The organism is Corynebacterium guaraldiae (assembly GCF_053480195.1).
Genome location: NZ_JBRBAU010000002.1, coordinates 88579 through 101455 on the forward strand (window position 1 = coordinate 88579; position 12877 = coordinate 101455).

Consider the following 12877-nt stretch of genomic DNA (forward strand, 5'->3'; position numbering starts at 1 on the left):
GAACTGCTATTGGGGAGGGAAGCACCTTGGGGAATAAGCTGGTTGAGCTTAGGTCTCGCTAGATTTTGGAGATTCTTTGGATCCTGTGCGGTGGGCGTTCGGATCGATCGGGTGCCCGTCAGCGTCCAGATCATTGAGTTCTGCCAGCTCCGTGAAATCCGCCTGCGCGTCGGCGAAGCCTTCCTCCGGATCGATTTCGTCGAAGTTGCGGATGGTACCGTCGCGCTCGTCCTTGAACATGTCCTTGCCGTAGATGACCAGCACCATGATGATGCCGGCGGCGAATCCCCACGCGGCGCCCTGGGTGGCCAGCACGCCAGCGGTTACGCCTGCGATGCCAAGATCCTTTTGGTTCTTGGCCTCCATGATGCCCACACGCACGGACACGAAGCCCTGAATAATGAGCGTCAGTGCCAAGCCCACCGGCAGGATGGGCTCAACGAAGGAGGTAATCGGTAGCAGGAGGAGGCCCGTGTTGGTGCCCCAGCGGAAGGAGCCCGCGCCACCGAAGATGGTGCGCATGGCACGCTTGCCCTGCTTGTAGCGCTCAACGATGACCACGTGCATCGCCGCCCACAGTGGACCACACATGGCGATGTCTGGGCCGATGACGGACATCAGCATGTTGCGGCCGCCGAAGAGGAGGTGTGCACGCGACGGGCTGTAGACCACGGCCTCATCCGTACGGACATGGTCGGCTTCCTTGAGAACGGCGTTGGCTTGCAAGACGTCACCGAAGACGACGATGTAGGCAGCCAACACTGTGGGGATGGCGGTGAGGAACATGTGCGCCGGTGGCAAGCCAACGCCGAAGACCGTGTACTCAGACCACAAGGTCATGAAGTCAGGCTTGGAGAAGCCCCACTCCACGTCCGGCCACGGTGCCTCGCCGGCCAGCGGTGCGACGAAAACCGCGACGAAGATGGCAGGCAGGATGCCAAGCGAAGCCAGGAAGCGCCAGCCGGCGGCCTTCTGCCGCAGTGCCTGGAAGCCACGCGAATACATGAGGAAGAAGGCCACGGCCACCGCGATGGTGATGGTGATAGGGAAGGAGTGGAAACGTCCGTCTTCTTGAAATACCGAGATAATCGCTGCAATACCGGCACCAAGCACGATACCGGCGCGCAGGCCTGAAGGAATGAGGCGAACGACCTTTGACGCCCACCCAGTCATACCCAGTGTTAAGGAGAATATGCCCAGCAAGAGCTGGAAACTGATGAGCGCCCAGATTCGCTGCTCTCCTTCCGGGAAGGTCTGGATGTAGACCGTCAGCAGCGGAATAGCTGGGGTAATCCAGCCTGGGACAACCGGGTCACCCAAGAGGTGGTGAGTCAGGTAGAGAAGGCCGTTGAGCATGACGACGGCCAGTGCCGCCTCATAGGGCATGCCGAGGGCCTCAGTCATCAAGGGGATAGCTCCCAGGTCGACCACGCACATGAACAAACCTTGGGCAAAGTCCGGCCACTCAATGCGGTAGTGCACGAACGGCAAGCGGACATCAAAGGGCCCCATCTTCCAGTGGGGCGAAGCTTGACCGATTCCCTGTTCTTCGGGTTCGGCGGCTTCGGTGGTTGCGGCCATGACGGCCTCCTTTCAAAGAAAAAGGGACCAAGCCCTACGGGCGCGAACCGCGCAGGGCTTGGTGAGGAAAGGTGAAGTGGTTGAGGTTTAGACGAGTCTTGCTTAGTCGAACTCGATGATCTGGCGCAGTGCCACACCGTCGGACAGGCGGTCCATAGCGGTGTTGATGTCCTCGAGCTTGATGTGGTCGGAGATCAGGGCCTCGGCGTTGAGCTTGCCCTCGCGCCACAGTTGCTCGTACTTCGGGATGTCCTTCGACGGAACGGAAGAACCCAGGTAGCAACCGTGTACGCGGCGTGCCTCTGAGGTCATCACGAGCGGGTCGATGGTGATGGTGGAGCCCGGTGCCGGCAGGCCAACGGTGACGGTCAGGCCGCCCGGTGCGGTGACCTTGTAGGCGGTTTCCAGTGCCTTCGGGTGGCCGGCGGCCTCCACGACGGCGGTGAACTTCTTGCCGGACTCTTCAGCTTCCTGCGGGGTCATGGCGGAAGTAGCACCGATTTCGAGGGCCTTTTCGCACTTGTCCTTCTGCATGTCGATGCCCACGATCTCTTTTACGCCGAGCGCAGCGGCGGTGATGATGGCGGCCATGCCCACGCCACCGAGGCCGACGACGGCGATGCTGTCTTCGGGCTTTGGATCGATTTCGTTGAGGATGGCGCCGCCGCCAGTAAGGATGGCGCAGCCGAGGATGGCGGCGATATCCGCCGGGACATCGGAGCCAACCGGCACGACGGAGAGCTCGGAAACCACTGCGTGGGTGGCGAAGCCGGAAACACCGAGGTGGTGCTGGACCATCTCACCATTGCGGGTGAGGTGGCGAGTACCGCGGATGAGGGTGCCCTCGTTGTTGGTCTTGGAGCCGACCTCACAGGGCATCTTGCCGTCGGTCTTGCAGCCGGCGCACTCGCCGCAGCGCGGCAGGAAGGTCATGACCACGTGGTCGCCAACCTTGACGTTGGTCACGCCTGGGCCGATCTTCTCGACGATGCCAGCGGACTCGTGACCCAAAAGCATCGGCAGCGGGCGGGGGCGGTTGTTGTTGACCACTGAGAGGTCGGAGTGGCAGAGGCCAGCGGCGGTGATCTTGACCAGGATCTCGCCTTCGCCGGGGGCGGTGAGCTCGAGCTCGCTCACGGTAATGGGCTTGGAGTCGGCGTAGGGACGCTCATCGCCGGAGCGCTCCAGGACGGCGCCGCGAATGGTAATCGTGTCAGACATATCTACCTCCAGACATCGGGTGGGTTAATGCAACGTAATGTACGCCACAGAACGTCGATGAGGGCAGGAACGGTATGGGGGAATCTACATCAAACAGCTATTTAGATAGGGAATTCTCTACTTGCTGAGCGTGTGGGCGCGCAGCGCCACGAAGACATCGAGCCCGCGCTGGCCGACGGCCCACTCATCACCCATCAACTCCGAGATCCGGTCGAGCCGCTGACGCACCGTATTGGGGTGGATGAACATCGCCTGGGCGGTCTGCGGGATGCTGTGTCCAGAGAGCAGGTAGTGGTGGGCGGTATCGGTTAACTCCGTGGAATGCTCCTCGTCATAACGCAGTAGCGGTCCGATGGTGCGCGTGGATAGCGCGTTCAATGCGTGTGGGTCCGCGCCTAAAATGAGGCCCACCGTGCCCAGGGAATCCTCGGTGATCAGACGACCGCGCACTCCCAGGGCGAGCGCTGATTCCAGGTAAGACATGGCGGAATCATGTGCGCTGCGCGCTTCACTCAGGCCATCAAAGCCGATGGCGGAGACCGTTAAATCGGGGAACTCAGACAGCAGCGGGGCCAGTGCCGTATCGATGCCCCGATCCGGCTGGTACAGAACGCACACATGCTGATCGTGGTGCGTAATAGCGGCATTACCCGGCAAGAGGTGTTCCAGCTGCGGACGAGTGGGCAGGCCCTTTGCTGAGTGCAGGCCGACGAAATACAGCTGTGCTGAGGAGTTCAGGCTGATACCCGTCAGATGTCGCAGGCGGGCAATCTCTTCGCGCCCGGCATTGCCGAGGGCTACGGCATAGACCAGGTCATCGACTTTGCGCGCGGTGGCGTCGACAAGCGCCTCAGCAAAAAGGGCGATCGACGTAAAGGCTGCGGAAGCATGGCTGATGACGCGCAATTCGGCGTCGCTGAGCTGCTTGTCCACACCAATCGTTCCTAGTGCGCGGCCATTAAACTCCACAGGGAACGTGCTTGCTGGGAAAGTGTCCGGGGCATCCTCCGTGGTCCACAGCATCACCGGAGCATCGAGGCTTTCAGCCAGCACGCGTTCCAGCTCTTCGAAGCTGGCATTGTTCATGAGCACGTGGAGCAGTTTCGCGTTGACCTCATTGAGCCACTGCAGCTCTTCCACATGGCGGCTCAGAGCTATCTGCGAGCGGGTTAGCTCGGCAACGGATTCGCCTTGGCTCTCGATGACTTGCGCATTCTCCAATGCCACAGAGGTAATAGAGCCAAGCACCTCGAGCGCGGCAATTTCCTCGTGAGTGTAGTGGCGGGGGTGGCGGTCGCCCACAAGGAGCGCGCCGATGGTGCGCCCGGCAATGCGAATCGGAGCGCCAAGGATACCGCGGATGCCTTCGGCCTCCACCGCGCGGTCCACGTAATCCACGTGCGTGACGTTGGGGTCGGCGGAATGGTCATAGGTCCACGCCGGGCGGTTGGTGGCGGCCACAATGCCGAGGATTCCAGATCCCATCGGCATGTTGATGGTGCGGAAGTCCTCGGTGACGACACCGCTGGTGGCCAGCACCTTGGTAAAACCGGTGTCCTCATCGTTGAGGCTGAGGTAGCCCACGTCCGTGCCAATAGTGGTGCGCGCGTGGCGCACGATGGCGTGGAAGATATCAGTGGATTCGCGGCCCGAGTTGAGCATCTGGGAAACATCGAGCAGCTTGGTCGACATCACCCGCCACGTGTGGTTGGCGCGCATGGTCTCCTCAACGGCCCGAAGCGAACTGAGCTCCTCGGCATCCAGTTGCTCTCGCAGCTCGTCGGGGACACGGGTGCCGCTGGCGAGGTGGGAGAGTACGGTGCCGAGGAGAGACATGCCCCTAGTTTAGGGGGCAGTCAGGGCGCTTACTATTTCCAGTGGGAAGAGGAACGCTTGGTCATCTGCTCGCGGTACTGCTGGGTGGTGGTGGGCAGGAGCTCACCGGTGGCCCAGTCCAGGATGACGCCGTAGTGGCGGACCAGGTCGAGCTGGTCCAGCTCGCCCGCGTTGTAGCGCTCAGCCACGGACTCCGGGGACTCCGCCAGCTTGTCCAGGCGGGTGGAGCGCAGCTCCTCACGCAGCGTCTTCGTTGCATCCTCATCGAGCTCGTACTCGTCGATTTCCGGATCGATGGCGTGTATGACAACGCCGTAGTCCTTGGCGGCACGGCCCACGGAGACGTAGCCGTCGATGACGTCCTCCAGTACAGCCTTCGGGTCACGCTCCAGGGCATCGCCGAATCCACCGCCACCGGCAGAGGGGCGCTCGAAGGTATCGCCCGGACCCACCGGAACATTGGAGAAGAGCGCGCCGAGGAACTTCTCATCCGGGGTTCCACGGTTGAGCCAGACGCCCTGCGGGATGGACGGCAGCCCGCCGTCGATGCCCCAGGTAACGGAGCGCGCGCGATCACAGCAGTAGCTCATCACGGTCTGGTTTGCATCCGTGAGCACGCCGCCCTTGGATACGCCGACGCCGCCGCGGTACTTGCCGGGGCCGGCCGAGTCGGTGACCAGAGCATGGTGGCTGGTGAGGACCGGAGAGAGGCGCTCCTGGCCTTCTACCGGCTGGACCGCCAGGCCCGGGCCAAAGACCGGTGCTGTGGCAGAGGAACCATCGCGGTCGACACGCCCGCCCCAGCCGCCGGCCATCCAGTCGTACCACATGAAGAAATCGCCCTTATCCTGCGGTTTCTTCGCATCACGTGTATCCCAACCACCGATGAGGAGGTATTCCAGGTTGAAGGCACAAGCCATGGCGCGCTCCTGCATGAGCTGGGACCACAGCTCGAAGACGGCGTTCATGATCTTCTCGAAGGGGCCGGAACAGAAGCCGGTTACAGCGTGCGGGATTCCGGCGTTGACCACGGTGCCTTCCGGACCCAGGTCGATGTCCATGGCGCGGTAGAGGCCAGAGTTCAGCGGCACGTCGGGGAAGAAGGTCTTGGTACCGGCGACGATTCCGGAGAACGCGGAGCCATAGCCCGCGTTGAGGAAGCTGGCGACTGCCGGCGCGGATCCATCCAGCGAGTAGGACAGGCGCCCGCCCTTGATGCGCATCGTGACCTTGATGGGAACCAAGCCCTCTTCTTTTGCCGGGTCGAGGTCGAGGTAGTCGGTGGTGGACCACTCGCCGTCGTCAAGCTCGGCGACGCGGGCGGTGACGATGTCCTCCACGTAGTCCTGGACCTCCCGCAGTGCGGTGCGCACGATGTCGACCGAGTACTTGTCCACCAGGCGGTGGATTTCGCGCTCACAGACCGCGGTGGCTTCGGCCTGGGCCTTGAGGTCACCCATGACGATCTCGGGACTACGGGTGTTGCCGGCCAGGAGCTTGGCGACGTCCCTGAGGAACACGCCCTTGGACCACACGCGCACCGGAGTAATGCGCAGGCCCTCGGTGTAGTAGTTGGTGGCGGAAACATCGAAGGAGCCCGGGACGGAGCCACCGGCATCCGCCCAGTGGCCCTTGTTTTGCGCGAAGGCTAGCAGGGTGCCCTCGTAGAAAATGGGGCGCAGGAAGGAGACGTCATTCATGTGAGTGCCGCCCTGATAGGGGTCATTGATGGCGAACACGTCGCCTTCGTGGATGTCATCCCCGAATTCCTTAAGCACGGCCTGGCACTGGAAGTGCAGCGTACCGACGTGCACGGCGATGTCCTGGTCACCCTGCATGACGGTGTTGCCCTCGGCGTCACACAGCGCGGAGGAGAAGTCGCGTGAATAGATAACGAAGGAGTAGCACGTACGCAAAATCTGCTCGGACATGAGGTTGACCGAGGTAGCGAAGGCGTTCTTGAGAACCTCGAAGGTCACTGGGTCGAGCGTGCGGCGGTTTGATGAGGACTGAGCCTGTGTCTGTGAAGTAGTCATGTCGATTCCTTTCAAAGGAGAGTCTTAGGCGTTGGTGGCCTTGCCGATGTGGATGCGGATGTTGGACCACTCATCAATTTCTGCGCGGTCTCCTGGCGGAATGACGGTGGTGGCGTCGAACTGATCGATGATGGCGGGGCCGTTGAGCTTCGCACCGGCCTTCAGATCCGGGCGGTGGTAAATCGGGACATCGGCCCAGCCGCCGTGCGCGGAGAAGTACACCGGGCGGGTGGTCTCCGGGAGCTCTGCCTCGTGCTCTTCGACCTCATAGTGCTTGAAGGGTGGGTTCTCGAGCTCACCGATGGCGATGAGGCCGATCTGGTAGAACTCCACGGCACCTTCGCGGTCGGCGAAGGAGTATTCGCGCTCGTGCTCATCGTGGAACATGGCGACGGCATCATCCAGCGGGTTGTCGGATTCCGGGATCTCCACGGTGAGTGAGCGCCACTGGCCGCGGTAGCGCATGGAAGCGGTCAGCTTGAACTTCATGCGTTCCTCCGGCACGTGCTCCTTGTGGAGGCGCTCGCGGGCCTCGGAGATGAGCGCCTGGAATTCCTTGCGCAGATCCGCGGTATCGACTTCATCCACGGCTGCTTGGTACATCTTGGTGATGTCGTGGCGGATGTCCACAAGCAGGCAGCCCTGCGCGGAGGTCACGCCCGGGTGCGGCGGGACCACGACGGTGGGGATGGAGAGGTCGCGGGCCACCTCTGCGCCATGCAGTGCGCCGGCGCCGCCGCCGACGACGAGGACGAAATCGCGCGGGTCATAGCCGCGGCGGATGGACAGAAGGCGAACAGCGTCGGCCATGTTGGCATTGGCCACCTGGACGATGTTCTCCGCGGCGGTCTCGGTATCGAGGCCGAGCGGTTCCGCGACCGTCTTGTTGACGGCTTCGCGCGCGGCATCTGGGTTCAGCTTCAGCGCGCCGCCAATGAGCTCGGTACCGAGGCGGCCGAGGGTGACGTTGGCATCGGTGTTGGTGGCCTCGGTGCCGCCGCGCTCGTAGCAGACCGGTCCCGGATCCGCACCGGCCGACTGTGGGCCGTTGCGCAGGGAGCCTGCCTCATCGATCCAGGCCTCCGAACCGCCACCGGCGCCGATGGTGCCCACCTCAATGGACGGGAAGCAGATGGGGAAGCCGTACTCGACCTGCCACTGCTTGGTAATGCGAATATCACCTTCGTAGACCAAGGCGATGTCGGTGGAGGTACCACCCATCTCCAGGCCGATGGCGTTGGAGTAGCCGCAGCGCGTCGCAATATCCTGCACCGCGATGGCGCCGGCAGCAATACCCGAAGCGGCCAGGCGGACCGGGTAGCGGGAGACCATCTCCGGGGTCATGGAACCGCCGCCGGAGTGGAGGAGCAGCAGGTCACCGTCGTAGCCGCCTTCCTCCAACTGGCGGGACAGGCGGTTGACATAGCCGGAGACGAGCGGAGCCAGGACCGCATTGGCGACGGTCGTGGAGAAGCGATCGTGCTCGAAGATCTCCGGGAGGATTTCGGAAGAGGTGGAGACGGCGGCGTCGGGAAGCTCCTCGCGCAGGATCTCCGCCATTCGCACCTCGTGGGAGGCGTTGGCGTGGGAGTTGATGAAGCAGACCGCCACGGTCTCAATCTTCTTGCGGCGCAGGATGCCGGCGATGCGGCGGGCTTCCTGCTCATCGAGCGGGGTGACCTCCGCGCCGTCGAAGTCGATGCGCTCCTCGACCTCGTAGCGGTCGCGGCGGCGGATGTAGGGCTCCGGCACATCCTTGTAGGCATCCCAGAGCTCGTCCTTCGTACCGTCACGAATCTCCAGGACATCGCGGAAGCCCTTCGTGGTGATGAGCGCTGCCGGCGGGAAGCGGCGCTGGATCAGCGCGTTGGTGGCCACCGTGGTGCCGTGGGAGAAAACATCGACTTGGTTGAGCTGGACGTCTGCCTGCTTGAGGCCGTTCATCACCGCCTTCATCGGGTCATCAGGGGTGGAGGGGACCTTTGCTACTGACAGCTCGTGGGTGTCGGTGTTAACAATCGCGACGTCGGTGAACGTTCCGCCGACGTCAACGGATACGCGAAATGGCTTGGTCTCCGTCATGGTGTGGACCTCTCTTTCAAAGGCTCGTGAATTCGGTTGGAAGGAATCTTCATATGCTCCGGGCAGGCAAGCAATGGAGGAAAAGTGAATTGAGGGGAAAACGAATGGAGGAAACTCCAAAAAGCCAGGCTGTCGGCCACTAGAATTACCTGATTAAAAGTAAGATAGGACACTATTTTTCGGAGGGTTAAGTGGCGTCACAAGAAAGCCCGGAGTTGCACATCGCGGATCTCGTCGTGATGGAACCGCGGTTGCGCCGCATCAACAAGGCCCTCGAAAATGAAGAGTTTGTGGGGTTGTGCGCTGAGGGTGATGGCGACGTGAGCGGCTGGTTGGTCCTGCCCCGGGTAGAGGGAACACCCCGAGCCATTCAGCGCCGCTTAGCCGATGCCGCCGGCGTGGTATTCCTCGAATCTGAATTCACTGAGCAGGAAATCCTGGACTCCGTGGACGGCACCGTGTCCCTCCTATACGGCACCGAGGGGCTCACACGTCAAGACATTCGGCGCGCGGTGGATGAGCTGCTGCGCCGCCAGCCCAACCTCACCTCATGGCGCAAGCTCAGCACCATTGGTCAATTAAGCCCCGGGCTGGTCAACCCTGCCCCCGAATCCGAAATCCTCTCCCGCTTTGCCAGGTTTAGCGGGGATTCCTTACTTCTTTTGGCCGTCGATGGCCGGGTCATCGCCGCGGCCGGCGAGCTGCCCGCGCGAAGCATTGCGCGCTCCTTGTCGGTTGTTAGCAACCACAGCACGACTACTTTGCACGTGGGGCGGTGGAAGGTCTTTGCCCGGTGGCTCGACATTGCCGGCGAAAGCCCGTCCTTTGATCACGGCTATTGGTTGATCCGGGGGCGGCAGACCAGCCGGGATGCGGACTTCGATGACCCCGCCTTTGCAGCACTGGAGGAGCTGCTCACCGCTTCCTTGTTGGCGCAGCGAAACATCCAGCGGAACCACGTCGCGGAACCAAGCGCCTTATTGATGGCGTTGTGCGACGACAGTTCGGACAGGGAGGAGGTGGCCACCACCTTGCGCAGGAGAGGGTTTTCGGAACACGCGACAATGCGGCTCATAGTCTCGGACTCCGTCAAGGATTCCTACCGCAGCGATGTGCGGGATAAGGCTTTTGCGGTGGCGCAGGACGCGGGCGTGCCATTGGTGCTGGGCTATGTGGCTGGCCGTACTTGCGTGCTGACGACCCAGTCGGGAGCCGAAGCAAAAATTGCGGATGTGCTCTTCGGCTCGGTTGGGCTTTCCGATGCCTTCGATGCCGTCGAGGAGGGCCCGCAGGCGTGGCTGCAGGCTCTGGTTGCTGCCGTAGTGGTGGACCGGCAACACTCCCTGCACGTGCAGAGCATGGAGTTTTCTCAGTGCAGCGCCATCGAGAAGGCGGCGGCGTACCTGGGTCAGCGCGGTTTAGAAGATGCCGTGGGGGAGCTCGACCGAGCGATCGGCTCGATCAAGGATGGTGAAGAGATCTTTCAGGCCTATGAGGCTGAAGGGTTTTCCGTTGCCCGCGCGGCAAAGGTCGTGGGTGTACATGCCAATACGGTGCGGCACCGGCTGGAGGCACTGGAGGAGCGCATTCGTTTCTCGGATGCCGACTTAGTGTTGTGGGTGCTGTGGAAAGCACTGCGCCCCCGCATGCAGCGCTAGGCGCTTGAGACGCGGGGGCGGAGAGAAAGAGGGTAGGTGGTGATGGGGGAATAGTGAGAGCTACACCTTCTTCTTAGTGCGCGGAATGGGCTTGCCAGTGATGAGCGCGTGGAGCTTGCCATCACCAATCTGTAGCTCTTCGGGCACGTCCTCGGAATCGACCTCAGTCATGATTTCTCTGATGAAGTCAGATTCGGGAATGGAGGAATTGCGGGCGATAGCGGAAAGCTCGCGCATTTCCTCCTCAGAGAGGTGGTTGTCATTCTCAAAACGCTTCTTGAGTAGTTCGCGCGCACGGCGGCGCAGATCGGCCTCAGACTGCAGGTCCTTGCGGTTCTTCATCCAAGCAAAGCCGATGATGAACATGATGGCGATACCCATGTAGCCCAGAATCGGATATACCCAGCCGATGAGGTTAGAGAAGCCGACGAAGGAGAGCACGAATCCGATGAGCACCGAGATGACATAAACCTTGTAGAAGTGTTGTGGCTTGCCACGGGTCAGGCGCTTGGCAAAGGCATAGAACATGCCGATGGCGGTGTTATAAATCATCCCGTAGATAGCAATGGACATGGCGACTCCGAGCGCTGGATGAATCTGCTCAATCATGGCCAAGGTTGGCATTTCGGCGTCGGTAATCGGGCCCACCGAAACGTAAAGGCCGCCCACCAGGACCGCAAGCAGGAACAGGAAGCACAGGCCGCCGAGGATGCCGCCATAGCCCACTTCCTTGGCATCGAGGAAGTTGCCGCCGATGACGATCATCATTGAGACCACCACGATGACGTTGAGGCCCAAGTTATTGATGGCGGAGACCCACCAGTTGGGCAGCGTGGTGGGAATGGTCTGCGCCTGCTCGTTGAGGTGTGACCAATCGGGGCTGGACGTCAACACGGTATACACGGTGCCGATGGTCAACAGGATGATGATGAACGGGGTGATGGCGCCAATGGCGATGGTCACCTTGTCCACATCGAGCAACCCAGTCAGCAGCGTGAGAATGAGCATGAGGATCGCACCGATCCACACCGGCCAGCCCCACTGCTGGTTGAGGTTGGTGCCGGCGCCGGCGAACATGGCGAAGCCGATGCAGAAAAGACAGGTCAGCGTGGCGAAGTCAAGGATCTTCGACACAATTGGCGTGGACACCGCGTTGAACACAGAAGTGTGTTCTTTTGCGCGGTGATAAGAACCCAATTGGAGAATGGTGATTCCGGAAATGGTCATGGCCAGTGCGGTGACGATGGCACCGACGATGCCCATGTTGCCGAAGGCAACGAAGTATTGGAGGGCCTCACGGCCGGACGCGAAGGAGGCTCCCGCGAGCACGCCGATGAAGGCCATCGCGATGCCGAATGAGCGTTTAAGCATGGTGAACCTAACTGTGGATGGATAAATGCTTCTACTTATGCAGACGGGGCAGGCCGCCTAGGAAAGGTGCCTGCCCCGTGTGTGATGGAGCGAAAGCTGTTAGCTCGTCACCGCCTTGATGAACTCGGCGATTCCAGCAAGCTCCTCCTCGCCGCGGTCAATGATCGCGGCGGAGGTAAAGAGCCCGTGGTGGTAGCCCAGGAGGTGCTTGTGCGTGACGTCGACGCCCGCTTTTGCTAGCTTCCCGGCATACTCGATGCCCTCATCCGCCAGCGGATCGTTATCCACCGTGATGACGAGCGACGGGGGCAGGCCTTCCGGCAGCTCTTCCAGCAACAGTGGGGAGAGATCCGTGGCGGTGCGCTGGGATTCCTCCGTGACGAAGGTATCGATGAACCACCGCATGGTGTCGGAGGCGAGAGGGAAGCCTTCCTCCAGGCGTTTGTAGGAGGCACCGTTCTCGGTGCGCTCGCGGGAGCAATCCGTGATCGGGTAGAGCAGGATCTGGGCGCTGAGCTTGGCGACGTCATCTTCACCCACAAACTCATTCGCCAACGTGGCAGCCAGCTGGCCGCCGGCTGAATCACCGGCGACCGCGATGGAGGTCACGGTCAGTCCGTGTTCTGCCTCGGGGTTGGACAGCCAGCGGTAGGCGGCGCGGCAATCGTCGATTGCCGCCGGGTAGGTGTGCTCCGGGGCGAGGCGATAATCCACCGCGACGACCGGGAGGCCGGTCAGCACCGCGATACGGCGTACCGAGGAGTGGTGGGTCTCCAGGTTGCCCATGAGCCAGCCGCCGCCGTGCATGTAGAGCACCGCGGGGGTCTCCTGGCCGCGTTCTGCCTCCGGGCGGGGGTCATAAAGGCGAACCTGGAACTGGTCGACCTGGAAATCTGTGGTCGCAGGTTCCTTCTCCTCGTGGAGCGGGTTGGCGTGGGCCGAGGCTACGTAGTTCTCACGCACCTGCGGGATGGGGAAGTTGTGGAAGGACTTCGCTCCACCATCGCGGAAAGGCTTCAGCGCCTTCCACGCATCCTCAGCGACGGGGCGCCCGGAGTATTCGTCGTGCAGAGTGTGCATCGTGATCACTAC

8 protein-coding genes are annotated in these 12877 nt (G+C 61.8%); 1 reads left to right on the top strand and 7 read right to left on the bottom strand.

Translation table 11 applies throughout. The features are described from left to right. Positions 1-48: 48 nt before the first annotated feature. From ACUY3D_RS02005 to ACUY3D_RS02025, 5 genes are all read right to left on the bottom strand, one after another. Positions 49-1581: a hypothetical protein gene (locus tag ACUY3D_RS02005; RefSeq protein WP_448240239.1), complete on the bottom strand. Its 1533-nt coding sequence runs from the start codon at positions 1579-1581 to the stop codon at positions 49-51. A gap of 102 nt (positions 1582-1683) precedes the next feature. Continuing rightward, positions 1684-2802: an alcohol dehydrogenase catalytic domain-containing protein gene (locus tag ACUY3D_RS02010; RefSeq protein WP_070684099.1), complete on the bottom strand. Its 1119-nt coding sequence runs from the start codon at positions 2800-2802 to the stop codon at positions 1684-1686. A 117-nt stretch (positions 2803-2919) separates the two neighbouring features. Continuing rightward, a complete protein-coding gene (locus ACUY3D_RS02015) occupies positions 2920-4638 on the bottom strand; it encodes a helix-turn-helix domain-containing protein (protein ID WP_448240240.1) in 1719 nt (572 codons plus the stop codon). A gap of 32 nt (positions 4639-4670) precedes the next feature. Then, positions 4671-6674, bottom strand: a complete 2004-nt coding sequence (locus tag ACUY3D_RS02020; protein ID WP_448240241.1) for a hydantoinase B/oxoprolinase family protein — start codon at positions 6672-6674, stop codon at positions 4671-4673. A 24-nt stretch (positions 6675-6698) separates the two neighbouring features. Then, the gene (locus ACUY3D_RS02025) at positions 6699-8756 is read right to left on the bottom strand and encodes a hydantoinase/oxoprolinase family protein (protein ID WP_448240242.1); all 2058 of its coding nucleotides are present in this window, start codon (positions 8754-8756) and stop codon (positions 6699-6701) included. A 191-nt stretch (positions 8757-8947) separates the two neighbouring features. Between ACUY3D_RS02025 and ACUY3D_RS02030 the strand changes: the two genes are divergently transcribed. After that, on the top strand, positions 8948-10414 hold the full coding sequence (locus tag ACUY3D_RS02030) for a helix-turn-helix domain-containing protein (protein WP_448240243.1): 1467 nt from the start codon (positions 8948-8950) through the stop codon (positions 10412-10414). Between the two features lie 60 nt (positions 10415-10474). Here ACUY3D_RS02030 and ACUY3D_RS02035 read toward each other — a convergent pair whose 3' ends face one another. Together ACUY3D_RS02035 and ACUY3D_RS02040 are read right to left on the bottom strand one after the other, a co-directional pair. Beyond that, entirely contained in the window at positions 10475-11785 is a 1311-nt protein-coding gene (locus tag ACUY3D_RS02035; protein WP_070530923.1) for a YkvI family membrane protein, read from the bottom strand. 99 nt (positions 11786-11884) lie between these two features. Further along, positions 11885-12865, bottom strand: a complete 981-nt coding sequence (locus tag ACUY3D_RS02040; protein WP_070530920.1) for an alpha/beta hydrolase — start codon at positions 12863-12865, stop codon at positions 11885-11887. Between the last annotated feature and the right edge of the window lie 12 nt (positions 12866-12877).

What these genes read in the sequence shown, in the direction of transcription:
- ACUY3D_RS02005 (WP_448240239.1), bottom strand. Translation starts at nt 1,581, where the DNA reads ATGGCCGCAACCACCGAAGCCGCCGAACCCGAAGAACAGGGAATCGGT.
- ACUY3D_RS02010 (WP_070684099.1), bottom strand. Translation starts at nt 2,802, where the DNA reads ATGTCTGACACGATTACCATTCGCGGCGCCGTCCTGGAGCGCTCCGGC.
- ACUY3D_RS02015 (WP_448240240.1), bottom strand. Translation starts at nt 4,638, where the DNA reads ATGTCTCTCCTCGGCACCGTACTCTCCCACCTCGCCAGCGGCACCCGT.
- ACUY3D_RS02020 (WP_448240241.1), bottom strand. Translation starts at nt 6,674, where the DNA reads ATGACTACTTCACAGACACAGGCTCAGTCCTCATCAAACCGCCGCACG.
- ACUY3D_RS02025 (WP_448240242.1), bottom strand. Translation starts at nt 8,756, where the DNA reads ATGACGGAGACCAAGCCATTTCGCGTATCCGTTGACGTCGGCGGAACG.
- ACUY3D_RS02035 (WP_070530923.1), bottom strand. Translation starts at nt 11,785, where the DNA reads ATGCTTAAACGCTCATTCGGCATCGCGATGGCCTTCATCGGCGTGCTC.
- ACUY3D_RS02040 (WP_070530920.1), bottom strand. Translation starts at nt 12,865, where the DNA reads ATGCACACTCTGCACGACGAATACTCCGGGCGCCCCGTCGCTGAGGAT.